This is a genomic window from Streptococcus sp. W151, assembly GCF_053010205.1.
On sequence record NZ_JBRKNT010000001.1, the window covers coordinates 137,598 to 163,222 of the forward strand.

Genomic DNA, 25,625 nt, shown 5'->3' on the forward strand with positions numbered 1-25,625 from the left:
TTATTCCAAAATATCTGCAAAAGTCGCTTTGACGAAGTCTGCTAGAAGTTGTGGTTTGATTTGAATACTATGGCCAATTTCCCCAGCAGATACGATCATGGTTTCTAACTGAAGGGCTGATTCATCGATAAAAATAGGAAAAGAATGCTTTTGGCGAATGCCCACCGGATTATTGGCCCCATGAATATAACCCGTTGTTTTTTCAAGATCTTTTTGAGGAATCATAGCGATTTTCTTATTCCCTGATAATTTGGCTAACTTTTTCTCTGACAGATGCTCTGTAATAGGAATGATCCCAATCACGGGCCCCGTTTTATCTCCTTTGAGAGCTAGGGTTTTGAAAATAGTAGAGCGATCAATTCTTTCTGGTAAGCTCCCTTCTAAAGCGTTGATTTGTAAGCCTATGTGCTCAATTTTTGCTTTAGTCAAGATCTGCTCGACCAAGGTTTTCTTCACCTTATTTTTTTTTGCCATGGCTTTCTCCTTTTCTCTTTTTCTCTACAAAATCAGATTTCATTAGACCATTATAACATATAATAGCAGCGATATTGTCTAAGCCTCTAAAAATAGAAAACAGCAGAAAAAGTGAAGATCACTTGATCTGCTGTTTTGAGGCTATGAGGAAGAGCCATCTTTTTGTACCTTGAATAGTTTCCGATAAATCGCTTCTTGGTCTTGCGTCGGAGCAATTTGGTTGAGATCCAAGTAGTGTGAGAATCCATTTAATTGCCCTTGAGAGGTATATTGATGCAAGTCGTATTCTGTATTGGTATCTGGCGCAGCATTATAGTAGCCATCATCAAATCCATAAGTAGGAATCCAAAGAGCCGTAAATTTATCAGTGGAGATACTATGTTCTTCCATGAAGTAGGTTCCGATATAGAGTCCAATATTTTTGGCACCCAAAGCTTGTAGTTTTGCTCGGAAAGCTTCAACACCTGCGTTCATATCCTTCATGGTTTTTTCCTCAACATCTAACCAATAGTAGGTCGGCTTGTAAGGAGAAGCAGCCTTGTAAAATTCTTCTGCTTCTTTTTCCATTTCTTTTTTATCCTTAGCAGCGACATAAGCATAGACCGCTACTGGGATATTTCGTTTTTGGAATTCTTGGATATGGGTTTTATAGGATTTATCCAGACCATTTAAGTGGGTCGCCGCATTTTCCTTTTTAGCTTGAGCCCCACTATGGACACGAACGATCACACCTCCCACATTTTGGGAGAGAACATCGTAGTCAATTTCACTAGGCAATTGCCAGCCAGAGATATCAATGATCGGGCGGCCAACCAGTTCTGGATTGATATCTTCTTCTTTTTTAGAAGAAGAGCTTGCAGTGGTTGTTTTTTTAGGTGTATTGGAGTTCGGAATGGTTTTGGTTGTTGCTTGTCGCTCTCTTACTTGCAGATCGGCAATCGTTCGTGAAAGAACGAGAAAAGAAATGATACCGATAAAAAAGGCCAAGAGAACAACGGGTTTTATCCTTTTTCTCATACAAAATCATTTTACCGTAAATAAGACGAAAAGGCAAAACTTAATGCTTAAAAGATCACGATTTCAGCCATTATTAAAAAAAAGGAATCTTTTCATCGGAAAAGGATAAAAATATATGAAAATAAGAAGAATGACGAGAATATTTCTCGAAAATTGGGAAGAAGCCGAATCTTTTCGGGCCTTTCCTTGGTTTTGCTTCTTAAAAATGATATAATGAAGGTTGAACATTAGGAATATGGTGAATTATGAAAATTGAAAAAAGACATCTTTTAAATTATTCCATCCTCATTCCCTATTTGATTTTATCCATCATTGGCTTGATTGTTGTTTATTCGACAACAAGTGCCTTGGCAATTCAAAGTGGAGTGAGTTCGATTCGAATGGTACGGACACAGGGGTTCTTCTTCATCTTTAGTCTCCTAACCATTGCCTTGATTTATAAATTTAGCCTAGACTTCCTGCGAAATAAAAAAGTATTAGCTTTTGTCATCTTTATTGAGGTGATTTTGTTGATTCTGTCTAGGTTTATCACGGATACGGTCAATGGAGCTCACGGTTGGTTGACGATTGCAGGAATGTTTAGTATCCAGCCAGCAGAATACCTCAAGGTCATCTTAGTCTGGTATCTGGCCTTGATCTTTTCTAAACGACAAGACGAAATCCGTGATTATGATTACCAAGCCTTGACGCATAATGAATGGATTCCAAGAAATTTAAACGATTGGCGTTGGCTGACCTTGATTCTGATTGGAATCGTTGTGATCATGCCGGACTTGGGAAATGCGACGATCTTAGCCTTAACGGTCTTGATCATGATTACGGCTAGTGGAGTGGGCTACCGTTGGTTTACCTCTTTACTTGGTTTAGTTGTTGGAGCATCCACCATTGTCCTTGGTTCCATTTGGATCATCGGTGTGGACCGTGTCGCTAAAATTCCTGTCTTTGGTTATGTAGCCAAACGGTTTAGTGCCTTCTTTAACCCCTTTAATGACTTGTCTGGTGCGGGTCACCAATTAGCTAATTCCTACTATGCCATGAGTAACGGTGGTTGGTTTGGCTTGGGACTTGGAAATTCCATTGAAAAACAAGGTTACTTACCAGAAGCTCACACAGATTTTGTGTTTGCGATTGTGATTGAAGAATTAGGTTTTGTTGGAGCTAGCTTGATTCTTGCTCTCTTATTCTTCTTAATTCTTCGGATCATTTTAGTCGGTATTCGAGCAAAGAATCCTTTTAATTCAATGATGGCCATTGGGATCGGAGGGATGATCTTGGTACAAACCTTCATTAATATCGGAGGTATTTCTGGCTTGATTCCGTCTACAGGTGTGACTTTCCCCTTCTTATCCCAAGGGGGAAATAGCTTATGGGTCTTATCTATAGCGATTGCTTTTGTTTTGAATATTGATGCTAGTGAAAAACGGGCCAAGATGGAACAAGAAGGCATGGTTTTTGAAGAAAAAGGTAAAATCAAACCATATTATTAAAAGGGTATTGTTTAATGGCTTTTCAAAAAGGAGAAAAAATGGTCTTAAAAAAATTAGAGAACTATAGGAATAAAGGCATTCTTACAGAAGAGGTCGAAATTCTAACAGATTTATTAGATGATATTACTAAAAATTTGGTTCGTCCGGAAACCTTTGATAAAATTACACAGTTGAAGGATTTATCAAAAACACAGAATTACCGCGACTTGAATCAACTAGTGAGACAACTGTCTAATGAAGAGATGACAGTCATTTCACGTTATTTTGCGATTTTACCACTGTTAATTAACATCTCAGAAGATGTCGATTTGGCCTATGAAATCAATCATTTGAATAATGTGGATGGCGAATACCTTGGAAAACTTTCTTCAACCATTAAAGAAGTTGCGAAAAATGAAGATGCGCAAGAAATTCTTGAAAATCTCAATATTGTACCGGTTTTAACAGCCCATCCAACTCAAGTGCAAAGAAAGACTATGCTGGATCTGACTAATCATATCCATGTCTTGCTCCGTCAACACCGGGATGTTAAAGCGGGATTGATTAATGAAAACAAGTGGTATAATAACCTTCGTTGTAATATTGAAATCATGATGCAAACGGATATGATCCGTGACAAGAAATTGAAGGTTACAAATGAGATCACCAACGTCATGGAATATTACAATAGCTCCTTTTTACAAGCTGTTCCAAACTTGATGTTGGAATACAAACGCTTGGCAAAAGAACATGGATTGGAGCTTGAACAACCACGTCCGATTACAATGGGCATGTGGATTGGGGGAGACCGGGACGGAAATCCTTTTGTAACTGCTGAGACCTTGAAACGTTCAGCAACCATTCAAAGTGAAGTCATTTTGAACTATTACATCGAAAAGATTTCTAAATTATACCGTCATTTCTCACTTTCAACGAGTCTTTCTAAAACAAGTGAAGCAGTAGCTGAAATGGCAGCTCTATCAAGTGATACCTCCGTCTTTCGTGAAAAAGAGCCATACCGTCGTGCTTTCCACTATATCCAGTCAAAATTGATCCAAACCTTGGTCAACTTAAAAGAATGGACGATGGTTGGGGAAACTAGAGAAGATCGTTATGCTGTCGAGAGGTTATTAGGAGCAAACGCTCATCAACAAGGGCCAGTTTCTGATTATATCGGCAATCGTATCTCTGGAGCTTTAAAGAAAATTTCTGAGAAAGAAGCTCCAGCTTATGCCTCTGCTCAAGAATTCAAAGAAGACCTTGAAAAGATCAAAGATTCCTTGTTAGAAAACAAATCAGAGTATTTAATTTCTGGTGAGTTTGCAGAACTTCTAGAAGCCATCGATGTTTTTGGATTCTATCTGGCCTCTATTGATATGCGCCAGGATTCTAGTGTGCATGAAGCCTGTGTAGCAGAATTATTGAAATCAGCAGGGATCAATGACCATTATTCTGATTTATCAGAGGATGAAAAGTGTCAAGTTCTCTTGAAAGAACTCTTAGAAGACCCACGGATTTTATCAGCAACCCATGCTGAAAAATCTGAACTACTTGAAAAAGAATTAGCAATTTTCCAAACGGCTCGTGAATTGAAGGATCGTTTAGGAGAAGAAGTCATTCGTCAAAACATCATTTCTCATGCAACAAGTGTATCAGATATGTTGGAATTGGCTGTGATGTTGAAAGAAGTGGGCTTAGTTGATACGGAAAAAGCTCGCGTGCAAATCGTACCTTTATTTGAAACAATCGAAGATTTGGATCATTCAGAAGAAACTATGAGAAGCTACTTGTCTCTTCCAATTGCCAAACGTTGGATTGCTTCCAAGAACAACTACCAAGAAATTATGTTAGGTTACTCGGATTCTAACAAGGATGGTGGCTACTTGTCTTCTTGTTGGACTCTCTTTAAAGCCCAACAACAATTGACTGCTATCGGAGATGAGTTTGGCGTGAAGATCACCTTCTTCCATGGCCGTGGAGGAACGGTTGGTCGTGGTGGAGGTCCTACTTATGAAGCCATCACTTCTCAACCATTGAAATCCATTAATGACCGTATCCGCTTAACCGAGCAAGGGGAAGTGATCGGCAATAAATACGGGAACAAAGATGCTGCCTACTACAACCTTGAGATGCTCGTTTCAGCAACCATTAACCGGATGATTGCAGAACAAAAGAGTCCATTTTCTATGTTTGATCGTTTCGGGGAAGTCATGGATAAGGTGGTGAATCGCAGTTACGATATCTATCGTGATTTGGTCTTTGGAAATGAGCACTTCTATGATTACTTCTTTGAATCAAGTCCGATCAAAGCTATTTCTAGCTTTAATATTGGTTCGCGTCCAGCTGCCCGTAAGACTATTACAGAAATTGGTGGTTTGCGTGCCATTCCTTGGGTATTCTCTTGGTCACAAAGTCGGGTGATGTTCCCTGGTTGGTATGGAGTAGGTTCTAGCTTTAAGGAATTTATCGATGAGAATCCTGAGAATATTGAAACCCTTCGATATATGTATAAGAACTGGCCTTTCTTCCAATCTCTCTTGTCAAATGTGGACATGGTCTTATCTAAAGCCAACATGGATATTGCCTTTGAGTATGCGCAATTGTGTGAGGAAGAAGAAGTCCGCAATATCTATCAGATTATCTTACATGAATGGCAATTGACCAAGGATATCATTCTGATGATTGAGGAGCATGACGAATTGCTCGCGGAAAACCCTTATCTGAAAGAAAGTTTGGATTATCGGATGCCGTACTTTAACGTCTTGAACTATATTCAGTTAGAATTGATTCGACGTCAACGGACTGGACAACTATCAGCCGATCAAGACAAGCTAATCCATATCACCATCAATGGAGTGGCTACAGGATTACGAAATTCAGGTTAAAAAAATCGGAACAATGTTCCGATTTTTTCTGCTCTAAAACGAAGTGATAGAAGATGCTTAACGAGCTTAAATTGAAGATTTCAAATGAGGATTTTCAAAGCTTGATCAGGATCTTTCAGCAAGAGGACAAAATAAAAGGAAAGAAGAGGAATAATTAAGAAAATATAGGTAAAAGGCTTGCAATTTTATCTAAAATTCGATAGAATAGTAAGGAAAGTTAGACTGTATTGCCTACTGTCTATCTATAAAATATATTTTATTGGAGGCTTTTACTCAAATGGCAAAAGAAAAATACGATCGTAGTAAACCGCACGTTAACATCGGTACAATCGGACACGTTGACCACGGTAAAACTACCCTAACTGCAGCAATCACAACTGTTTTGGCACGTCGCTTGCCTTCATCAGTTAACCAACCAAAAGACTATGCGTCTATCGATGCTGCTCCAGAAGAACGCGAACGCGGTATCACTATCAACACTGCACACGTTGAGTACGAAACTGCTAAACGTCACTACGCTCACATCGACGCTCCAGGACACGCGGACTATGTTAAAAACATGATCACTGGTGCCGCTCAAATGGACGGAGCTATCCTTGTAGTAGCTTCAACTGATGGACCAATGCCACAAACACGTGAACACATCCTTCTTTCACGTCAGGTTGGTGTTAAACACTTGATCGTCTTCATGAACAAAGTTGATTTGGTTGACGATGAAGAATTGCTTGAATTGGTTGAAATGGAAATCCGTGACCTTCTTTCAGAATACGATTTCCCAGGTGATGACCTTCCAGTTATCCAAGGTTCAGCTCTTAAAGCTCTTGAAGGTGACTCTAAATATGAAGACATCATCATGGAATTGATGGATACTGTTGATGAGTACATCCCAGAACCAGAACGCGATACTGACAAACCATTGCTTCTTCCAGTCGAAGACGTATTCTCAATCACTGGACGTGGTACAGTTGCTTCAGGTCGTATCGACCGTGGTGTTGTTCGTGTCAACGACGAAATCGAAATCGTTGGTATCAAAGAAGAAATCCAAAAAGCAGTTGTTACTGGTGTTGAAATGTTCCGTAAACAACTTGACGAAGGTCTTGCAGGGGATAACGTTGGTGTGCTTCTTCGTGGTATCCAACGTGATGAAATTGAACGTGGACAAGTTATCGCTAAACCAGGTTCAATCAACCCACACACTAAATTCAAAGGTGAAGTTTACATCCTTACTAAAGAAGAAGGTGGACGTCATACTCCATTCTTCAACAACTACCGTCCACAGTTCTACTTCCGTACAACTGACGTAACTGGATCTATCGAACTTCCAGCAGGAACTGAAATGGTAATGCCTGGTGATAACGTGACTATCGACGTTGAGTTGATCCACCCAATCGCCGTTGAACAAGGTACTACATTCTCAATCCGTGAAGGTGGACGTACTGTTGGTTCAGGTATGGTTACTGAAATCGAAGCTTAATTCGATCTAGTTCCCAGATTAACAATTATATAGACAGACAGAAAACCCCGTGAAGACGGGGTTTTTATTTTTTGCAAAAAGTAAAATGAGCTTGTGCAACCTTTCATTATGACGAAATTTATGGTAAAATAGATAGTATAAAAATAGAAAAAAGAGGTATGTGAAATGTCACGTAAACCATTTATCGCTGGTAACTGGAAAATGAACAAAAATCCAGAAGAAGCAAAAGCATTCGTTGAAGCTGTAGCATCAAAACTTCCTTCAGCTGATCTTGTTGAAGCTGGCATCGCGGCTCCTGCAGTTGACTTGACAGCTGTACTTGCTGCTGCTAAAGGTTCAAACCTTAAAGTTGCTGCACAAAACACTTACTTTGAAAATGCTGGTGCCTTCACTGGTGAAACTAGCCCACAAGTTTTGAAAGAAATCGGTACTGACTACGTAGTCATCGGTCACTCAGAACGTCGTGACTACTTCCACGAAACTGATGAAGATATCAACAAAAAAGCAAAAGCAATCTTTGCGAACGGTATGCTTCCAATCATCTGTTGTGGTGAAAGCCTTGAAACTTACGAAGCTGGTAAAGCAGCAGAATTCGTAGGTGCTCAAGTTTCAGCTGCTTTGGCTGGATTGACTGCAGAACAAGTCGCTTCAACAGTAATCGCCTACGAACCAATCTGGGCTATCGGTACTGGTAAATCAGCTTCACAAGACGACGCACAAAAAATGTGTAAAGTTGTTCGTGACGTTGTAGCTGCTGACTTTGGTCAAGAAGTAGCTGACAAAGTACGTGTTCAATACGGTGGTTCAGTTAAACCTGAAAATGTTGCTGAATACATGGCTTGTCCAGACGTTGACGGAGCTCTTGTAGGTGGTGCATCACTTGAAGCTGAAAGCTTCTTGGCATTGCTTGACTTCGTTGAATAATGACATATAAAAAGGCGAGAGGTTTCTCGTCTTTTTTTTTATAGTAGAAAGAGACTGGGACAAAAGTCCTAGCCTCTCAATTGTCTTTGGATTGTCGAGCAAGACGCAGTGGTTGAGTGGGCTCTACTATGCTGATTTCATCAGCTTTTATAGCCCTACTCAACTGTGCAGAGGTGGGACGACGAAATCGAATTCTAACGAATTACCGATTTCTGTCCCACTCTCTTTGAGTTAGGAACGTCCTAAAAGTTTCTTAATGAGAGAAATCATTTTGTATTTAAGAGGACGGGGATAATAACGGAAGGTTCCCATTTTACGAACGATGTAGCCATTGAAGTTCTGTTTGAAACGAAGCACACCATCTGACCCGTCAAAGATTCCTTGAATGCCTAGGAAGTTGTATCTTGTTATCCCACGTTTGATGGTTTCAAGCATCATATATTCCTGGAGAACAGCAGGAGCATAGAATTTATTAAATTCTGTATAAGAGCCACTGAATAAATAGGTGGATTCTTGCGGCATATAAACGAAGAGGCTACCTGCAAGAATGACGTCTTGATCTCCATATTTTTCAATATATTCTTTTGCTTCCTTCTTTCTCACTTCAAAGGTATCAAACTGGCTGGAGAATTCACGGAGCTGATTTTGTTTTTTCTCTGAATTGGGGTTGACTTCTAGATCCTTCTGTAATTTCTCAATCTTCTGTGCTAGTTTCGCTTGGTCTTTTTCAAGATTCGTGTAGTAGTGGTGGAAGTTCAGCGTTGCGATCATGAAATCCGCTTTGTCCCCAAAACTATCATAGAAGGTTTGGTAATAATCTAAGGTCTTATCTTGATAGTCTCGACGGTCACTGGTAGAAGAAGTAATATCCTTAAAGAGTTGTAGTTCATCCCGGTTTAATCTTTTCAGTTCAATACCGAAAGATTTCGCTTTCTTAACAAGCGGCTTTCCTTTTTTGCTGAAGCTCTGGAGAAGATTTTTTTCGGTAATGCCTTCCATATCTTTCACATAGTGCCAATCACCTTCTCCACCTGGATAACCTGTAGTTAAACCATCATGTTGATAACCTAAGTTTTTAAGTGTATCTAAAAAATGGCTCTGTTCTTCACTGGTTGGATTGCCGTCACTGTCAAAGGTTTGATAGGTATCATAGGGTTTGATGACGAGTTCAATAGCGCCATTGTCTTTCGCATAGTCTTTTAAAGCTGCATAGAAGGGTTCCAGCATGATTTCCTCTTGGTAGAGGGGCCCTGAATTGATTTCCATATGGAGACCACCTGTCATGGGAAGACTATACAAGATCGCAGCCACTTGGACGTGATCATCTTCCTTCCAAGCGATAAATTGAACGGTGTTCCCTCGCTCTACAAGCAGATCTGCCATCTCTGCAGACTGGATGAAAGAGCGATGGGAGACGGTATTTGCAAATGAGGTAAATTCTTCTTTTGAAATTGTCGTAAGAGTCATGTAACTTATTTACTCCTTAATTTTTTCCGGATCTTGTAAGCTTTGTTTACAAGTGGATAGAGTGGACTTGTTGGAAGGTTGAATTCCCCAACAAATTCTTCAATGATAGGATTAAATTTAGATTTAAAATGATAGAGTCCACCATCTAGTGAATTTTCAATGCCTCCCATATTTTGCCAAGAAGCCCCACGATCAAAAGCGTGTTGGGCAGTTTCATACCAGGTGAGGATGGCGGGTTGGTAACGGCGGAATTCTTCATCCATCCCTGCATAAACATTTTCAGACGTCCCACCGAATTCAAGGGTTAAGGTCCCAGATAAAGGAACAATCTGTCTACCTGCTTGGAGATGCTGCTCAAGAAATTGCAGTTCTTCCTCTATACGCTCTTTTTCTTTTTGGTTATTCTCAACCTTGCCAGGCTTTGTTTTTTCTGTGAATTTTTCAGCCTCTGCTTTGTTTTTTTCAAGATCTTTTGTAAGGGAGGTTTTACGCTTCTCGAGATCTAGAGTAGATAAAGTAATGTAGGATTGTCCTTGGTAGGTTGTGAGTAGTTTTTCGTAGTAGTCTTTTCCACGTAAATGAATGCTTTTACGTGCCTCAGTCTTTTTCATGAGAGAAGCAAAGTCCTCTAACAATTCAGTCCCGCCAAATTGCACTTGGATCCCTTTGTTTCGAGCGGTTCGGATGGCTTGTCGAGTAGATTTTGAAAGATCTTGCTCGGTGAAAAACTCTTTGTGGATATTCGCTTGAAAGCGTGGTTGGATATTTTCTGCCATATCACTGGTTCGGCCAGTCCATTCAACCCCTTCTTTAGTTAAGGTGTCGATTACCGCTTGCTCAGCAGGAGCTTCTGTCTTTTCTTGTCCAATCAAGTGTTTACTCAAGAAAAGACTTGGATCAAATTTCACAAACAAGGCCTTGTATTGTTTGGCTATCTTTTTAAGGGACTGGATCACAAATGAAACCAGCTCCTTGTTTTGGTAATCCATAATAGGGCCACGAGGAATGTAGAGCATGGAAAAGCCAAGTGGCAGGGGTTGAATCAAGATGCTTGCAACAGCGACTAATTGGTCTTCTTGATAAAAACCAACCCGTTCATTTCCCCAATTATCTTTGATTTTTGCCCATGAGCTGCTTTGTAAGAGATTGGTTTGGTCACTCTGAATAACAAAGTCATCATGCTCACTAGCAGAAATTCCTAGCTGGTAATGGTACATTTCTTATAATACCCACTTTCTAATGGCGTATGCAACGCCAGATTCATCATTTGATTTAGTGATACTTGTAGCAATTTTTTTGAGAGCTGGATTGCCATTCTCCATAATGACAGCATGTCCTACAACTTCTAACATAGAGCGGTCATTCTCCTCATCTCCAATAGCCATGGTTTCTTCTTGCTGGATTCCAAGTCGTTGGGCTAGATGAAGAAGGGCAGCTCCTTTATTGGTCGTTTTCCCTAGAATTTCTAAATAAAAAGGGGCTGATTTGACCATGGTGAAGCGGTCCTGAAATTCTTGAGGGATCTTTGCAATCGCAGCATCCAGAATATCTGGCTCATCGATATACATGGCCTTAACAAATTCTTTCTCGCGAACTTCTTCAGGCGTCCGGTAATAAAGGGGCATATTAACTAGTTGAGATTCATGAATGGTGTAGCGTCCGATATCTCGATTACTGGTATAAATGCCGTCTTTTGTAATCGCATGAGAGTGAATCTGAAGTTTGTTGGCGAGAGACTCGATATCAAGATAATCCTCATAGGTTAAGAGGTCCTTGATGAGTTCTTTTCCAGTAGCGGTTTCTTGAACCAGTCCACCATTAAAGGTAATGACATAGTCTCCAGGATCCATGAGGTGAAGTTCCTTTAAGAGTTTTGAGACACCTGCAATGGGACGACCTGTTGTGATCACAATTTTGACTCCCGCAGTCTTTGCATCTTGAATAGCTTGAAAAACATCTGGTGTGATCTCTTTTTTTGAATTGAGGAGTGTACCATCGATATCGATCGCAACTAATTTAATGGACATCCGTCTCTCCTGTAAAATAATCATTGGTAATGTAAGAAGTGAATTCTTCTACTTGCTTACTGAAAAGTCCGTTAGCTTCCAACATTTCTTTTGGAAAATAGAAGCGGTTGTCCCCATAGCGGGTTCCTGCAAGGGCAGCGACAAGTGGAGATAACTGAGACAACTCGGCCAAACTTCCATCTTTTCTTATCATCTCAATCTGAGTCCGCGGTTTTTCAAGCTCTGGCCGATAAATATCGTAGGGCAAATCGAAATTTTGGTGGATGGCTGTGTAATAAGTAGGATTAAACCCAACCTCTTTAATCAGTTTTTCAAGGATTACTAAGTCTTTTCGCTTATCTTCTGTAAATAGAATCGACTTAAAGACTTTCCGATTGATATAGCGCTGAGCAAGATCAGACAGGATCGTATCCGGGCTGTCCATCCAGACTTGGAAATAGGTATTCATGACACCGTCATCTAGATTTAAGTAGTCTTGGATGGTGACCTCTTCTTCAAAAAATGGAATCAAGCGAGGCGAGGTGAGTTGAAAATACTCTTTCTGATCTGGATAAATGGTTCTAGCGCGTTTGAGTAGATTTTGAAGGAGGACTTCCATGGCACGAGTAGCTGGGTGGAAGTAGACCTGCATATACATTTGGTAACGGCTGACCACGTAATCCTCGACAGCGTGCATGCCATTTTGTTGGAAGGCAATGCCATTTTCAATCGGTCGAATGACGCGAAGAATGCGGGTCAAGTCGAATTTTCCATAGGAAGCACCTGTAAAGTAAGCATCCCGTAGTAAATAATCCATCCGGTCCACATCAATTTGACTGGAAATCAACTGCACCACTTGCTTATTGGGATAGGTGTGGTCAATGACGCTGGCTACACGATTAGGGAAATCAGGTGCCACCTGTAAGAGGATCTGATTCACCTCTGTCTCTGGACTGGTGATGATCAGCTGGGTCATTTTTTCGTGATCGGTCCCAAAGAGTCCTTCGAAGGTATGGGAATAGGCACCATGCCCGATATCATGAAGAAGGGCCGCTGTCATGGTCAGTAGATTTTCATCAGAATTCCATCGATCTGCATACTTTTCCTCAAAAATAGACAGAATGCGTCTTGAAATTTCATAGGCACCCAGACAGTGAGAAAAACGACTATGCTCCCCACCGTGGAAGGTAAAACCAGATGTCCCCAGTTGCTTGATGCGGCGTAGTCGTTGAAATTCTTTACTATTAATTAATTGATAAATGATCGGATGATCCACATGAACGTAATCATGTACGGGATCGCGAAAGACTTTTTCATTCATGGGTCTATTATAGCAAAAAAAAGCCTATTTTGCGATCTAGAGGCTAATAGGAGCAGTCAAAATGCGTAAAATTTGATAGAATAGTAAGGCAAGAAAAGAAGAGAAGGAGACAAAGATGCAGATTCGCATTCAAAATACCATTCGATTTGGAGAAGAAATGGAAATTGTTGATCAGTACTATCAAGGAGAATGGAAGGAAAAAGCAGGTTTTCAATATCTCTTGTATACCAATGAAGAAGATGAAAAGGTTGCTTTGAAATTTTCCGACGATGAATTGGTCATGACACGATTTTCAACTCCAAAATCCATCATGCGCTTCTACAAAAATGAAGATGGTGGGGCGATCATCCCAACTCCGATGGGGATTCAGCAGTTTTTGATTACAACAGACCTCTTTCAATTAGAACTAGGTCGTTTGCACCTCTCTTATCGCTTGTTAACTCTTGATGGAGAACAGGAATTTGCCAATTATCAATTACTGGTGGAATGGGAAGATTAGACCTCATTAAATTATTAGAAATCCCGCTTGCTTTATTCTATAAAAATGGTATAATAAAACCACTCAAGGGAGTAGCTGGCGGTTTTCCGCGATAGTGTCGTCATTACGAAATTATTTCCGGCACTATATTAAACGGCGAGACTTGTTTTTTCAAACAGGTCTCTTTTTTGTGCAAAAGAGACCGAGTAGGAAGCTATAAGGAGGAAACTATTTTGTCAAAAGAACAAAATAAAGCTTTGTTTTATACACAGAGTAAAGAAGAAGTTCTAAAGGAATTGGACTCTTCAATTGAAGGCTTGTCAACTGCTCAAGCTCAAGAACGCTTAGCGACTTATGGTCATAATGAACTGGATGAAGGTGAAAAACGTAGCCTCTTGTCTAAGTTTATCGACCAGTTTAAAGATTTGATGATTATCATCTTGTTGATCGCTGCAGCTCTCTCTGTGATCACAGAAGGAATGGACGGCCTTACAGATGCTATGATCATCTTAGCCGTTGTTGTTTTGAATGCAGCTTTTGGTGTCTACCAAGAAGGGCAAGCAGAAGCAGCTATCGAAGCACTGAAAAATATGTCTAGTCCGTTAGCGCGTGTCCGCCGAGACGGTCATGTGATTGAGATTGACTCAAAAGAATTGGTTCCCGGGGATATCGTTCTTCTGGAAGCTGGAGATGTGGTTCCAGCCGATATGCGCTTGTTAGAAGCAGCTTCTCTTAAGATCGAAGAAGCAGCTCTTACAGGAGAATCTGTTCCAGTTGAAAAAGATGTGACTGGCCTTGTTGAGGCAGATGCTGGTATCGGAGACCGTGTCAATATGGGTTACCAAAACTCAAACGTGACCTATGGTCGTGGTACAGGGGTCGTGACCAACACGGGTATGTATACAGAAGTCGGTAAGATTGCAGATATGTTAGCGAATGCCGATGAAACGGAAACGCCGTTGAAGCAAAGTCTGGAACAACTTTCTAAAGCTTTGACTTACCTCATTGTAGCTATTGCCGCAGTGACCTTCCTGGTTGGTGTCTTCGTTCGTGGAGAACATCCATTAGAAGGCTTGATGGTGGCGGTTGCCCTTGCGGTTGCGGCGATTCCAGAAGGACTTCCTGCCATTGTAACCATCGTTCTATCATTGGGAACGACAACCCTTGCCAAACGGAATTCAATTGTTCGTAAATTGCCAGCCGTTGAAACACTTGGTTCAACAGAAATCATCGCATCTGATAAAACAGGTACTTTAACCATGAACCAAATGACGGTTGAGAAGGTCTATACCAACGGTCAATTGCAAAGCTCAGCATCCGAGATTGCTGCTAGCAACAATACCCTCCGTATCATGAACTTTGCCAATGATACCAAGGTGGATCCATCTGGCAAGTTGATTGGGGATCCAACGGAGACTGCTTTGGTACAGTTTGGTTTGGACCACAACTTTGATGTTCGTGAAGTCTTGAAGGATGAACCACGTGTAGCGGAATTGCCATTTGACTCAGACCGTAAACTCATGTCTACCATTCATAAGGAAGCAGACGGTTCTTACTTTATCGCTGTCAAGGGGGCTCCTGATCAGTTGCTCAAACGTGTGACGCGTATTGAAGTCAATGGGGAAGTTCGCCCCATCACAGAAGAAGATAAACAAGCTATCCTTGCTACCAATAAAGACTTGGCTAAGCAAGCCCTTCGCGTCTTGATGATGGCTTACAAGACAAGTAAGGAAATTCCAACCTTGGAATCTGAAATTGTTGAATCTGACCTCATCTTCTCTGGTTTGGTCGGCATGATTGACCCTGAGCGTCCAGAGGCTGCAGAAGCAGTTCGTGTCGCTAAGGAAGCAGGAATCCGTCCGATTATGATCACGGGTGACCACCAAGATACTGCAGAAGCTATTGCCAAACGTCTTGGAATCATCGATCCAAATGATACAGAAGACCATGTCTTCACAGGGGCTGAGTTGAACGAACTCTCTGATGAAGAATTCCAAAAGGTCTTCAAACAATACTCTGTCTATGCGCGTGTATCACCTGAACACAAGGTTCGGATCGTCAAAGCTTGGCAAAATGAAGGTAAGGTTGTTGCCATGACAGGGGATGGGGTTAACGATGCACCATCACTGAAGACAGCTGATATCGGGATCGGTATGGGGATCACAGGTACAGAGGTTTCTAAGGGAGCTTCTGATATGGTTCTTGCCGATGATAACTTCGCAACCATTATCGTAGCGGTAGAAGAAGGACGTAAGGTCTTCTCTAATATCCAAAAATCTATCCAGTATCTCTTGTCTGCCAATATGGCGGAGGTCTTCACCATCTTCTTTGCAACCCTCTTTGGTTGGGATGTGTTGCAACCAGTGCATCTTCTCTGGATCAACTTGGTAACTGATACTTTACCAGCCATCGCTCTTGGGGTGGAACCAGCTGAGCCAGGTGTGATGACTCACAAACCTCGTGGACGTAAATCTAACTTCTTTGACGGTGGGGTTTTTGGTGCCATTCTTTATCAAGGTGTCTTCCAAACCATGCTAGTTCTTGGTGTTTATGGCTGGGCCTTGCTCTCTCCAGAACATGCGACTCGTGCAGAAATCCATGCAGACGCTTTGACCATGGCATTTGCAACTCTTGGTTTGATCCAATTGCTCCATGCCTTTAACGTCAAATCTGTTTACCAATCGATCTTTAAAGTGGGACTCTTTAAGAACAAAACCTTTAACTGGTCTATCCCAGTTGCCTTTGTTCTCTTGATGGCAACCATCATTGTCCCTGGATTTAACAAACTCTTCCATGTGTCTCATTTGAGCTTGACACAATGGTTGGCCGTTTTGATTGGTTCGCTCTTGATTGTTGTTCTCGTTGAAATTGTCAAAGCCGTTCAACGCGCACTTGGAAAAGATAAAAACGCTATATAAACATAAAAAAAGTCATCTTTGGATGGCTTTTTTTGCGGGCAAAATGGACCGGGCATATTTCTTGAGGTACATGTGGATTTTTGATAAACTAGTCAACAGTTTGAAGAAAGGAAACTTAATTATGAAAAAGTTTTTTGCTGAAGTAATCGGCACATTTATGCTTGTCTTTATCGGGACTGGCGCAGTTGTTTTTGGAAATGGGACAGAAGGTCTTGGACATTTAGGAATTGCCTTGGCATTCGGTTTGTCTATTGTTGCAGCAGCTTACTCAATTGGAACTGTTTCTGGCGCCCACTTAAACCCAGCTGTTTCGATTGCCATGTTTGTGAATAAACGCTTGTCATCAAAAGACTTGATCAATTATATTGCAGCGCAAGTAGTGGGTGCGGTTCTCGCATCTGCAACAGTACTCTTCCTCTTGTCAAATTCAGGCATGTCAACAGCCAGTCTTGGGGAAAATGCCCTGGCAAAGGGTGTGACTCCATTTGGCGGATTCTTGTTTGAAGTGATTGCCTCCTTTATCTTTATTTTGGTCATTATGACCGTCACATCTGCTTCTAAAGGAAATGGCAAAATTGCTGGTCTTGTGATCGGTTTGAGCTTAACTTTGATTATTCTTGTTGGTTTGAACATTACAGGACTTTCTGTTAACCCAGCTCGTAGTTTGGCACCTGCCCTCTTTGTTGGTGGTGCAGCCCTTCAACAAATTTGGATCTTTATCTTGGCTCCAATTGTAGGAGGAATTCTCGCAGCAATCGTTGCAAAAAATCTCTTAGATACAGAAGAATAAAAAATTGGTTCCAGAGGGACCAATTCAGATTGAAGACAAAGTCATATAAAAAACTTTCCTTAGGTGAGTACGGACGTTAGGTGAAATTATCCAGTGGATGATTTCAGCAATCCAAGAAGTTCCATGGCGAATGATTGAGCCTAGGGTATCAATCATTTCGAGTGCCTGAAACATTATTGTTTCAGGCACTTTTCTCACAGTGGAAAGTTTTGGTATTTTCTTGAATCGATTTAAAAATTGGAACTCATTTTTATTTTTTTGCAAAATCGCTTAACTTATTTAACTTTAAAGTAGTTTGTCTACATTCTAAATTGATTCTAGAGGGACCAATTTTTTATAGTTCAAGGATCGTCATGGCTTGAGAAAATTCATGAGCAAGCTGTTTTTTCTTGTAGGCTTTAAATTCGGGGAGGTCTTTGATTCTGCGATAGCGTTTGTAGGGGTCGTACCTTTTTGGAAAATCATATTCAGGAAAAACCTCAAAGAATTGTTTGGAGAGCTCCCATTCTCTGACATAGCCTAAAGGTCTGGCATGATAGGTGATCGTGTCAATAGTTGTTGCTGACATTCGATGGTGGCTATGACCAAAAATCACTTCTCTGACAGGAAATTGTCTAAAAAGCTCATGAAAGGCTTGGCTCCCTAAAAAAGCATTGAAACGTTCAAAATAAGGGTGGCGTAGGAGAAACTGGCTATGAGGAACAAAGTGCATAGCGATGGTCAGGGGTTGATCCACTTGCATGAGTTCTGTTTCGAGCTCTCGCAACAAACGTTGGGTAATGGCTGGATCAGATCCCATTCGTTGGAGGCGTCTATCAAACCAAAACAGATTCTTGGTTTGGAGATGTTTTTGGGGAGAGAGATTAGGAACAAAGCTGTAGTCATACCAGCCAGAAAAGGCAAGGAGTGTATGCTTTGAAAAAGGAATCTTTTGAAATTCAAAAGGTCTCATAGCTTCTTCTGATAGGCCCAACATATCATGATTTCCCAAGCTAAAGGTCACAGGAAGCTGACATTGGAGTTGGGCTAAAAATTCTTGTGAGGTCTTTTCAAAGCCGTTGGCAATATCTCCTGCAATATGGAGATGTTGAATTTTTCTGTCCTTGAAAAGAGTGATAAGGGTCTCTAATTCATCTTTTCCAAAGTTGTTTGAATCAATATGTAAATCGGACATAAAAGCAACTGTTGTCATGCTACAAGTCTAGCATAAGAGGATCTTTTTTTCTAACAATTAGGTTACAAATGAATGGAAAAATTTTGAAAATTAACTGGTTTGGCAATGGTCAACCAGCAGATCCAATATTGGAAAGTGGGCAAATAGTGAAGGTTATGATATAATAGACTAGATACATAGAAAGAGGTACTTATGGACATTTCAGAAATTCGTCAAAAAATTGACGCAAATCGTGAAAAATTAGCTTCTTTCAGGGGGTCTCTTTGACTTAGAGGCATTGGAAGAAGAAATTGCCATTTTAGAAAATAAAATGACAGAACCTGATTTTTGGGATGATAATATTGCTGCGCAAAAGACATCTCAAGAATTAAATGAACTCAAGCAAACCTATGAAAATTTCCGTCAAATGGTGGATCTCTTTGATGAGTCAGAAATCCTGCTAGACTTTTTGACCGAAGATGATTCAGTCAAAGAAGAATTGATTGAGAAGTTGGAGGAGCTGGATAAACGTATGACCAGCTATGAGATGACCTTGCTATTGTCTGAACCTTATGACAATAATAATGCCATCTTAGAAATCCACCCAGGTTCAGGAGGGACAGAAGCTCAGGACTGGGGGGACATGCTTCTTCGGATGTATACTCGTTTTGGAAATGCCCACGGCTTTAAAGTTGAAGTCTTGGACTATCAGGCTGGAGATGAGGCCGGAATCAAGTCTGTGACTTTATCCTTTGAAGGGCCACATGCATACGGTCTTCTGAAATCTGAAATGGGGGTACACCGTTTGGTTCGAATCTCTCCATTTGATTCTGCTAAACGACGTCACACCTCCTTTACTTCTGTTGAAGTCATGCCTGAATTAGATGATACCATCGAAGTCGAAGTTCGGGATGATGATATCAAGATGGACACCTTCCGCTCTGGTGGAGCTGGTGGACAAAACGTCAATAAGGTCTCTACAGGGGTACGCTTGACCCACATCCCGACAGGAATTGTTGTCGCATCTACTGTGGACCGGACCCAATACGGGAACCGTGATCGAGCAATGAAGATGTTGCAAGCTAAACTCTACCAATTAGAGCAAGAGAAAAAAGCAGCAGAAGTGGATTCTCTAAAAGGGGATAAAAAAGAAATCACCTGGGGAAGTCAAATCCGCTCTTATGTCTTTACCCCTTACACCATGGTTAAGGATCACCGGACCAACTACGAAGTAGCACAGGTGGACAAGGTGATGGATGGAGATATCGATGGCTTTATTGATGCCTATCTCAAATGGCGTCTCCAATAACCGAGAGGAAATCAACCAGAAAAGAATGAAAGGAATTTCATTACATGTCAATGATTGAAATGAAAGATGTTGTCAAAAAGTATGACAACGGGACGACGGCCCTTCGCGGGGTCTCTGTCCAAATTGAACCAGGAGAATTTGCCTACATTGTAGGACCTTCTGGTGCTGGGAAGTCGACCTTTATTCGACTTTTATACCGTGAAGTCAAACACGATAAAGGAAGCTTAAAAGTAGCTGATTTTGATTTGGATAAAATCAAAAAACGCGATATTCCTATGTTGCGACGCAATGTAGGAGTGGTTTTCCAAGATTATAAATTACTTCCAAAGAAAACCGTTTATGAAAACATTGCCTACGCAATGCAAGTTATCGGTGAACGCCGTCGCAATATTAAAAAGCGTGTGATGGAAGTTTTGGATCTTGTTGGGTTGAAACACAAGGTCCGCTCATTCCCAAATGAATTGTCCGGTGGGGAGCAACAACGGATTGCGATTGCTCGCGCGATCGTCAACAATCCGAAAGTCTTGATTGCGGATGAGCCAACTGGTAACTTGGATCCAGATAATTCATGGGAAATCATGAACCTTTTGGAGCGGATTAATCTGCAAGGGACAACAGTATTGATGGCGACCCACAATAGCCAGATTGTAAATACTTTACGTCACCGTGTCATCGCGATTGAAAATGGTCGTGTAGTGCGTGATGAAGCGGAAGGAGAGTACGGATACGATGATTAGAAGATTTTTCCGACACTTAATCGAATCGCTTAAAAGCTTGAAACGAAATGGTTGGATGACGATTGCAGCGGTCAGCTCGGTTATGATTACCCTTAGCTTGGTTGCTATTTTCGCCTCTGTGATTGCCAATACCATCAAGCTTTCAGATGATATTCAAAATAGTGTGCGGGTTGTAGTATACATGCGCAAAGATATTCAAGACCAGAGTGAACAAATTGAAAAAGACGGTCAAACCGTGACCAATGAAAACTACCATAAGGTCTACGATGCTCTGACAGCCATGAAACATGTTGACAAGGTTGATTTTTCTAGCAAGGAAGAACAGTATGATAAACTGATCAAAACGGCTGGGAACAACTGGAAGATATTTGATGGAGACGCAAACCCACTCTACGATGCCTATTATGTAGAGACGACAGCTCCAAAATATGTGAAGCAAGTCTCAGCAGATGCCAAAAAAATTGAAGGGGTCTCTGAAGTGAAAGATGGTGGGGTCGATACCCAACGCTTGTTTGCACTTGGAACCTTCATCCGAAACTGGGGCTTGATCGGTGTAGCTTTATTGATCTTCATCGCAGTCTTCTTGATTTCTAATACCATCCGGATTACCATCATTTCACGTAGTCGTGAGATTAAGATTATGCGACTAGTAGGAGCAAAAAATGGCTATATTCGTGCACCATTCCTTTTAGAAGGGGCTTGGATTGGTCTCTTGGGAGCCTTGGTTCCTTCAGCTTTGGTCTTCTATGTTTATAACGTTGTCTATACATCAATGAACAATAACTTGGCAGATCAAAACTTGTATCTCTATAGTCCACATCTTTTGGTACCGATTATGGTGGGTGGCTTATTTGGATTAGGAATTTTGATCGGAGCGATCGGTTCGTCAATCTCCATGAGACGTTTTCTTAAGATATAATAAAAAAGCAAGTTCACACTTGCTTTTTTTGTATCCTTTTATTAGGACAGAAAGGAGGATACATGATTCTTTAAGATTGTCTAAAGAAGGGATTGAACATCTTCTCGTGACCAATAGAAGTTTCAGGGCCATGACCGGGATAGACGGTATAGGAAGATGGAAGGGAAAAGAGTTCTTCTCTAATACTGCTAAGCAACTGTGCCGCGTTCCCTGTTGGAAGATCGGTCCGTCCAATGGTTTCGCGAAAAAGGGCATCACCGGATAGAACCAGGTGATCTTCAGGAAAGACGATGGAGACTCCTCCTGCAGAGTGGCCCGGTGTCTCTAGAACATAAAAGTGGAAATCGGCTATTTCGTAATCGGAGCGAATTTCATAAAGGAAGTCGGCCTCCTGACAGACAATATCTTCTAAATCCGCATGACGATCCAAACCAGATAAATTATCGACAGGAGAAGACAACCAACTGGCTTCTGCCGAATGGACATAGACTGGTGGGAAATGATAATTCTGACGGGCCTTTTCAAGACTCATAATGTGATCGTAGTGCGTATGGGTTAAAAGAATCGCTACGATTGGTTTACCTATACGATCAATTTGTTTTTGAATAGTCGCCCAGTCGCTACCTGGATCAACAAGAATGAGGGAGTGTTCATTTTCAAGGTAGTAGGTATTTTCATAAGCTATAGGATTAACAGTTCGATAGATTTTCATTGGGACTCCTTTCTAGAATAGTGTATCAAATTATAAGGAAAATAACAGGATTGAAGTCAGCTCGAAAGGATAATAAAATCTGCAGACTTTGCTCAAACGTGATATAATTTTAAGTACTATGACAAGACAGAAACGGAAATACGCCATTGTGGATCTGGAAGCGACCAGTGCTGGAAGCAACGCCAAGATCATTCAGGTTGGAATTGTCATCGTTGAAGATGGGGTGATCACTCAATCCTATGAGACGGATGTGAATCCCCATGAACGATTGGATGAGCATATCAAACAATTGACCGGCCTGACAGATGCTCGCTTACGAAAAGCTCCAGAGTTTGCACAAGTGGCAAAAGAAATTTTTGAGTTAATAGAAGATGCCATCTTTGTGGCCCATAATGTCAAATTTGATGCGAATTTATTGGCAGAAGCTCTTTTTTGGGAAGGCTTTGAGCTGACAACTCCTAGGATTGATACGGTTGAATTGTCTCAAATCTTCTATCCTACTTTAGAACGTTACAATTTAGGAGCACTTGCGAGTGAACTGGAAATTGAGTTGCACCATGCTCACTCTGCTCTAGCGGATGCTATGGCTACAGCCCAGTTGCTGTTAAAGTTAAGGGAAAAAATTGCGAGCTTACCAAGAGGATTGATCGAAAACCTTCTTTCGATGGCAGATTGTTTGATTTATGAATCACGACTCTTGATAGAAGATGTACTGGAAGACAGCAGCCACTTTTTGCCGTCTCATTTATTCGAAGTTCATGGACTCTATTTGCGAAAGTCGCAGCAGTTCCTGGAAAGCTACCATTTATCTGAACAATTTGAACTCAATATGCAGTTGTTGGGAATGGAGGCTTATCCGGAGCAGAGTGAATTTGTGGCCTATATCGAGGAAAGTTTGCATCAGCCTCTTCCAAGTTTTATAGAGGCTCCGACAGGAATTGGGAAGACCTATGCCTATTTGTTAACGCTTTTGGCCAAAACCACTAAGCGTATCCTTGTGAGTGTTCCGACTAAAATTCTTCAGGATCAAATGATGAAAAAGGAAGGAAAGGCCATCCAGGAGCTTTTCCAAATCCCTTTTCATAGCCTAAAAAGCCCCAAGGATTACATTCAACTTGATAAGTTTTATGAGACCTTACAGAGTGATTCGGATAATAGGGTGATCCGACGCTTTAAGATGCAACTGTTGGTCTGGCTAACCATGACAGAAACTGGAGAGCTGAGTGAGATTGGCCAGCTCTATCGTCATGTCCATTTTGTCTCTGAAATATGTCACGATGGCCAATTGTCGAAGCGTTCGCTTTTTTATCAAGAAGATTTCTGGCGTCGCGGCCAAGAAAAAGTAAAAACTAGCCGGGTGATTCTGACCAATCATGCCTATCTTTTAACACGTCTTGAAGATGACAAAAGTCTGCTTCAAGAGTCTGTTCTGGTTGTGGATGAAGCACAAAAACTCTTCTTTGCTTTAGAGCAGTTTTCACAGAGAGAAGAAACTTTGCAATCTCTTTTAATGAGCCTGCAACACGCAATTGAAGAGGAGAAAGATCTTCTGCAACGGCGTTTGTTGGAGAGTATTCAATTTGAGTTAAATGCCTGCTCCAAAGAAGTCCAGCAAGGAAAAACAGCAGTCTTATCCGATCAAACAGTGGCCAAAATACGCCAAGATGTATCGGAATTAAAAAAAGACTCATTAAAGAATCTAAGAGAATTATTTGATGAGCGCTACCAAACATTTTGGATCGATAAAGAAGTGATCGACAGCCACCAAATCCTTCATCTTCATGCAGGAGTGGAGGACTTGCTATCCTTTAGGGATTTTGTTCCTGAAGAAGTGCCTGTGCTCTTTGTATCGGCGACCATTGCCATCAGTAAAAAGGTGAATTTGCCTTCTCTTTTGGGTTACCAAGAGCAACAAATCTACCAGGTTCCAACCCAGCTGAAGCAACACCAGATAATGCTCCTACCAATTGATTTTCCAGATGTAGTTTCCCTGTCTTCCTTAGAGTATGCAATTGAAATTAGTCGTCTGGTAGAAGAGTTGCTTCCTATTAGAAAACCAATCTTTCTGTTGTTCACTTCAAAAGAATTATTATTGGAAACCTCAGCTGCTTTGAAGTTTCCTCACTTGGCCCAGTATCGAAATGGGGATGCAGCCAATATTAAGCGGCGATTTGACCGAGGAGAAAGCTCCATTTTATTGGGAACAGGAAGCTTCTGGGAGGGAGTCGATTTCTCTCAACAAAAAGAAGTGATTCAAATCATCACGCGCCTGCCATTTGACAATCCTAAAGATTATATGGTTCAAAAGCTAAATACAAAACTCAGAGAACAGGGGAAAAATCCCTTTTACGACTATAGTCTTCCAGTCGCGATTTTAAGGCTAAAACAGGCTATTGGGAGAACCAGCCGTTTTCAAGATCAGGAATCTCTGGTGCTTTTATTGGATCAGCGGGTGGTAACCAAGCGATATGGAAAACAAATTTTGGACGGGTTGCAACAGGTGTTGCCCCTTCATACGACATTGAGAGAGCGGCTTATTGAGCAAGCAGCTGACTTTTTTGAAAGGAATTGAGAGAATGAAAAATAAAGGATTTGGACTTGCAATTGCATTTGTACTGGCTCTTTGTGCCATGTTTTTGGGAAATTTCTTTCCCATTATTGGCTCCAGTGTTTTTGCCTTGATCTTAGGAATTTTACTTAATGAATTGATTGACTTACCTGAGAATTCTCGCCCAGGCTTGAACTGGTCCGGTAAGAAATTGTTGCAGTATTCGATTATCTTCATGGGATTTAGCTTGCCCATTGCAACAGTAGCCTCTACTGGTCTTTCATCTTTAAAGATTAGTCTGCCAACGATAACCGTTGCCTTTCTTGCAGCTATTATTTTTGGGAGAGTCTTCCACCTGAAATCTCATCTACGGACCTTAATTGGGTTTGGTACAGCTATTTGTGGTGGATCTGCTATTGCAGCAGCAGCGCCGATCATTGAAGCAGACGAAGAGGAAATTGCCCTATCTATGTCAACTATCTTCTTCTTCAACATTTTGGCTGTCTTTATCTTTCCAGTATTAGGGCATTTATGGCATATGTCTAATTTCCAATTTGGCCTCTGGTCAGGAACAGCCATTAACGATACGTCATCTGTTGTAGCAGCAGCATTTTCTTACAGTAAAGCAGCGGGGCAAATGGCTACAATTGTTAAGTTAACACGCGCCCTGATGATTGTACCAGTTTGTTTGGGATTGATCGGTTTAAAATGGTATCGGAGTAAACAACAAGGAAGAAACAAAGGAATGTTAAAGAAAATTATTCCTTGGTTTATTATCTGGTTTATTGTGGCTTCCATTCTTTCTTCTATTGGCCTGGTACCTAAAGTGGTCCTACCTTACCTAAAGGACCTTTCTCACCTCTTTATGGCCATGGCCTTGGTTGGAATCGGAAGCAAGGTTTCTTGGAAACAGTTCCGTGCTGCAGGAGCAGCCCCCCTTCTGGTAGGTTTGATTGCTTGGTTTTGTGTGGCAGGATCTAGCTTGATTCTACAGATGTTGTTCTATTAATTAATTTGATGATTCTCA

The 25,625-nt window shown here is 41.1% G+C and carries 20 protein-coding genes; 12 read left to right on the forward strand and 8 right to left on the reverse strand.

All coding sequences use genetic code 11. The features are described 5' to 3' along the window. Both ACVC7Q_RS00660 and ACVC7Q_RS00665 read right to left on the reverse strand, forming a co-directional pair. Positions 1–474, reverse strand: a complete 474-nt coding sequence (locus tag ACVC7Q_RS00660; RefSeq protein ID WP_447264430.1) for an aminoacyl-tRNA deacylase — start codon at positions 472–474, stop codon at positions 1–3. A 141-nt stretch (positions 475–615) separates the two neighbouring features. Continuing rightward, positions 616–1,491 carry a GH25 family lysozyme gene (locus ACVC7Q_RS00665; protein WP_447264431.1) on the reverse strand — a complete coding sequence of 292 codons (876 nt, stop codon included), beginning with the start codon at positions 1,489–1,491 and terminating at the stop codon, positions 616–618. A 245-nt stretch (positions 1,492–1,736) separates the two neighbouring features. Between ACVC7Q_RS00665 and ftsW the strand changes: the two genes are divergently transcribed. From ftsW to tpiA, 4 genes are all read left to right on the forward strand, one after another. Beyond that, complete coding sequence (gene ftsW / locus ACVC7Q_RS00670; protein ID WP_447264432.1) at positions 1,737–2,978, forward strand: cell division peptidoglycan polymerase FtsW; 1,242 nt, start codon at positions 1,737–1,739, stop codon at positions 2,976–2,978. Between the two features lie 38 nt (positions 2,979–3,016). Next, positions 3,017–5,842: a phosphoenolpyruvate carboxylase gene (gene ppc, locus ACVC7Q_RS00675; protein ID WP_447264433.1), complete on the forward strand. Its 2,826-nt coding sequence runs from the start codon at positions 3,017–3,019 to the stop codon at positions 5,840–5,842. A gap of 277 nt (positions 5,843–6,119) precedes the next feature. Beyond that, positions 6,120–7,316 carry an elongation factor Tu gene (tuf, locus tag ACVC7Q_RS00680; protein WP_003002543.1) on the forward strand — a complete coding sequence of 399 codons (1,197 nt, stop codon included), beginning with the start codon at positions 6,120–6,122 and terminating at the stop codon, positions 7,314–7,316. A gap of 165 nt (positions 7,317–7,481) precedes the next feature. Continuing rightward, complete coding sequence (gene tpiA, locus ACVC7Q_RS00685; protein ID WP_447264434.1) at positions 7,482–8,240, forward strand: triose-phosphate isomerase; 759 nt, start codon at positions 7,482–7,484, stop codon at positions 8,238–8,240. Positions 8,241–8,471: 231 nt separating this feature from the next. Here the strand turns inward: tpiA and ACVC7Q_RS00690 are convergent, their stop codons facing one another. The 4 genes from ACVC7Q_RS00690 to ACVC7Q_RS00705 are packed head-to-tail and all read right to left on the reverse strand — an operon-like array spanning position 8,472 to position 13,034. Next, complete coding sequence (locus ACVC7Q_RS00690) at positions 8,472–9,707, reverse strand: aminoacyltransferase (protein WP_447264435.1); 1,236 nt, start codon at positions 9,705–9,707, stop codon at positions 8,472–8,474. Positions 9,708–9,712: 5 nt separating this feature from the next. Further along, positions 9,713–10,924: an aminoacyltransferase gene (locus ACVC7Q_RS00695; protein ID WP_447264436.1), complete on the reverse strand. Its 1,212-nt coding sequence runs from the start codon at positions 10,922–10,924 to the stop codon at positions 9,713–9,715. A 3-nt stretch (positions 10,925–10,927) separates the two neighbouring features. Beyond that, a complete protein-coding gene (gene yidA / locus ACVC7Q_RS00700; protein ID WP_447264437.1) occupies positions 10,928–11,734 on the reverse strand; it encodes a sugar-phosphatase in 807 nt (268 codons plus the stop codon). Then, positions 11,724–13,034 carry an HD domain-containing protein gene (locus ACVC7Q_RS00705; protein WP_447264438.1) on the reverse strand — a complete coding sequence of 437 codons (1,311 nt, stop codon included), beginning with the start codon at positions 13,032–13,034 and terminating at the stop codon, positions 11,724–11,726. Before ACVC7Q_RS00705 ends, yidA begins: the two co-directional genes overlap by 11 nt. A 115-nt stretch (positions 13,035–13,149) precedes the next feature. Here ACVC7Q_RS00705 and ACVC7Q_RS00710 point away from each other — a divergent pair, with 115 nt between their 5' ends. The 3 genes from ACVC7Q_RS00710 to ACVC7Q_RS00720 all read left to right on the forward strand — a co-directional run bounded on the left by ACVC7Q_RS00710 (position 13,150) and on the right by ACVC7Q_RS00720 (position 17,220). Beyond that, the gene (locus ACVC7Q_RS00710) at positions 13,150–13,533 is read left to right on the forward strand and encodes a DUF1934 domain-containing protein (RefSeq protein ID WP_447264439.1); all 384 of its coding nucleotides are present in this window, start codon (positions 13,150–13,152) and stop codon (positions 13,531–13,533) included. A gap of 212 nt (positions 13,534–13,745) precedes the next feature. Then, entirely contained in the window at positions 13,746–16,430 is a 2,685-nt protein-coding gene (locus tag ACVC7Q_RS00715; RefSeq protein WP_447264440.1) for a cation-translocating P-type ATPase, read from the forward strand. A 121-nt stretch (positions 16,431–16,551) separates the two neighbouring features. After that, positions 16,552–17,220 carry an MIP/aquaporin family protein gene (locus ACVC7Q_RS00720; protein ID WP_195423422.1) on the forward strand — a complete coding sequence of 223 codons (669 nt, stop codon included), beginning with the start codon at positions 16,552–16,554 and terminating at the stop codon, positions 17,218–17,220. A 334-nt stretch (positions 17,221–17,554) separates the two neighbouring features. On the opposite strand, the gene ACVC7Q_RS00725 is transcribed toward ACVC7Q_RS00720, so the two are convergent. Continuing rightward, on the reverse strand, positions 17,555–18,412 hold the full coding sequence (locus ACVC7Q_RS00725; protein WP_447264441.1) for a metallophosphoesterase: 858 nt from the start codon (positions 18,410–18,412) through the stop codon (positions 17,555–17,557). Between the two features lie 174 nt (positions 18,413–18,586). Here ACVC7Q_RS00725 and prfB point away from each other — a divergent pair. The 3 genes from prfB to ftsX all read left to right on the forward strand — a co-directional run bounded on the left by prfB (position 18,587) and on the right by ftsX (position 21,338). After that, a protein-coding gene (prfB, locus tag ACVC7Q_RS00730; RefSeq protein ID WP_447264442.1) for a peptide chain release factor 2 occupies positions 18,587–19,682 on the forward strand; the annotation gives its coding sequence in 2 pieces (ribosomal slippage) (positions 18,587–18,658 and positions 18,660–19,682; 1,095 coding nt in all). 44 nt (positions 19,683–19,726) lie between these two features. Continuing rightward, positions 19,727–20,419, forward strand: coding sequence for a cell division ATP-binding protein FtsE (gene ftsE, locus ACVC7Q_RS00735; RefSeq protein ID WP_003008021.1), 693 nt, complete (start codon positions 19,727–19,729; stop codon positions 20,417–20,419). Next, positions 20,412–21,338 (forward strand): permease-like cell division protein FtsX, encoded by a 927-nt coding sequence (gene ftsX / locus ACVC7Q_RS00740; protein WP_042759907.1) that lies wholly within the window; start codon positions 20,412–20,414, stop codon positions 21,336–21,338. The genes ftsE and ftsX overlap by 8 nt, the downstream gene beginning before the upstream one ends. 70 nt (positions 21,339–21,408) lie before the next feature. On the opposite strand, the gene ACVC7Q_RS00745 is transcribed toward ftsX, so the two are convergent. Next, positions 21,409–22,050 carry an MBL fold metallo-hydrolase gene (locus ACVC7Q_RS00745; protein ID WP_447264443.1) on the reverse strand — a complete coding sequence of 214 codons (642 nt, stop codon included), beginning with the start codon at positions 22,048–22,050 and terminating at the stop codon, positions 21,409–21,411. 118 nt (positions 22,051–22,168) lie between these two features. Here ACVC7Q_RS00745 and ACVC7Q_RS00750 point away from each other — a divergent pair, with 118 nt between their 5' ends. Both ACVC7Q_RS00750 and ACVC7Q_RS00755 read left to right on the forward strand, forming a co-directional pair. Next, positions 22,169–24,622 (forward strand): bifunctional DnaQ family exonuclease/ATP-dependent helicase, encoded by a 2,454-nt coding sequence (locus tag ACVC7Q_RS00750; RefSeq protein WP_447264444.1) that lies wholly within the window; start codon positions 22,169–22,171, stop codon positions 24,620–24,622. Positions 24,623–24,626: 4 nt separating this feature from the next. After that, positions 24,627–25,607: a YeiH family protein gene (locus ACVC7Q_RS00755; RefSeq protein ID WP_447264445.1), complete on the forward strand. Its 981-nt coding sequence runs from the start codon at positions 24,627–24,629 to the stop codon at positions 25,605–25,607. The last annotated feature ends 18 nt before the right edge of the window (positions 25,608–25,625 follow it).

Bases quoted from the DNA above. Each gene is read 5' to 3' on its own strand.
- ppc (WP_447264433.1), top strand. From the start codon at position 3,017: ATGGTCTTAAAAAAATTAGAGAACTATAGGAATAAAGGCATTCTTACA.
- ACVC7Q_RS00690 (WP_447264435.1), bottom strand. From the start codon at position 9,707: ATGACTCTTACGACAATTTCAAAAGAAGAATTTACCTCATTTGCAAAT.
- ACVC7Q_RS00705 (WP_447264438.1), bottom strand. From the start codon at position 13,034: ATGAATGAAAAAGTCTTTCGCGATCCCGTACATGATTACGTTCATGTG.
- tuf (WP_003002543.1), top strand. From the start codon at position 6,120: ATGGCAAAAGAAAAATACGATCGTAGTAAACCGCACGTTAACATCGGT.
- ACVC7Q_RS00725 (WP_447264441.1), bottom strand. From the start codon at position 18,412: ATGACAACAGTTGCTTTTATGTCCGATTTACATATTGATTCAAACAAC.
- ACVC7Q_RS00720 (WP_195423422.1), top strand. From the start codon at position 16,552: ATGAAAAAGTTTTTTGCTGAAGTAATCGGCACATTTATGCTTGTCTTT.
- tpiA (WP_447264434.1), top strand. From the start codon at position 7,482: ATGTCACGTAAACCATTTATCGCTGGTAACTGGAAAATGAACAAAAAT.
- yidA (WP_447264437.1), bottom strand. From the start codon at position 11,734: ATGTCCATTAAATTAGTTGCGATCGATATCGATGGTACACTCCTCAAT.
- ACVC7Q_RS00695 (WP_447264436.1), bottom strand. From the start codon at position 10,924: ATGTACCATTACCAGCTAGGAATTTCTGCTAGTGAGCATGATGACTTT.
- ACVC7Q_RS00755 (WP_447264445.1), top strand. From the start codon at position 24,627: ATGAAAAATAAAGGATTTGGACTTGCAATTGCATTTGTACTGGCTCTT.
- ACVC7Q_RS00710 (WP_447264439.1), top strand. From the start codon at position 13,150: ATGCAGATTCGCATTCAAAATACCATTCGATTTGGAGAAGAAATGGAA.
- ftsW (WP_447264432.1), top strand. From the start codon at position 1,737: ATGAAAATTGAAAAAAGACATCTTTTAAATTATTCCATCCTCATTCCC.
- ftsE (WP_003008021.1), top strand. From the start codon at position 19,727: ATGTCAATGATTGAAATGAAAGATGTTGTCAAAAAGTATGACAACGGG.
- ACVC7Q_RS00750 (WP_447264444.1), top strand. From the start codon at position 22,169: ATGACAAGACAGAAACGGAAATACGCCATTGTGGATCTGGAAGCGACC.
- ACVC7Q_RS00660 (WP_447264430.1), bottom strand. From the start codon at position 474: ATGGCAAAAAAAAATAAGGTGAAGAAAACCTTGGTCGAGCAGATCTTG.
- ftsX (WP_042759907.1), top strand. From the start codon at position 20,412: ATGATTAGAAGATTTTTCCGACACTTAATCGAATCGCTTAAAAGCTTG.
- ACVC7Q_RS00745 (WP_447264443.1), bottom strand. From the start codon at position 22,050: ATGAAAATCTATCGAACTGTTAATCCTATAGCTTATGAAAATACCTAC.
- ACVC7Q_RS00665 (WP_447264431.1), bottom strand. From the start codon at position 1,491: ATGAGAAAAAGGATAAAACCCGTTGTTCTCTTGGCCTTTTTTATCGGT.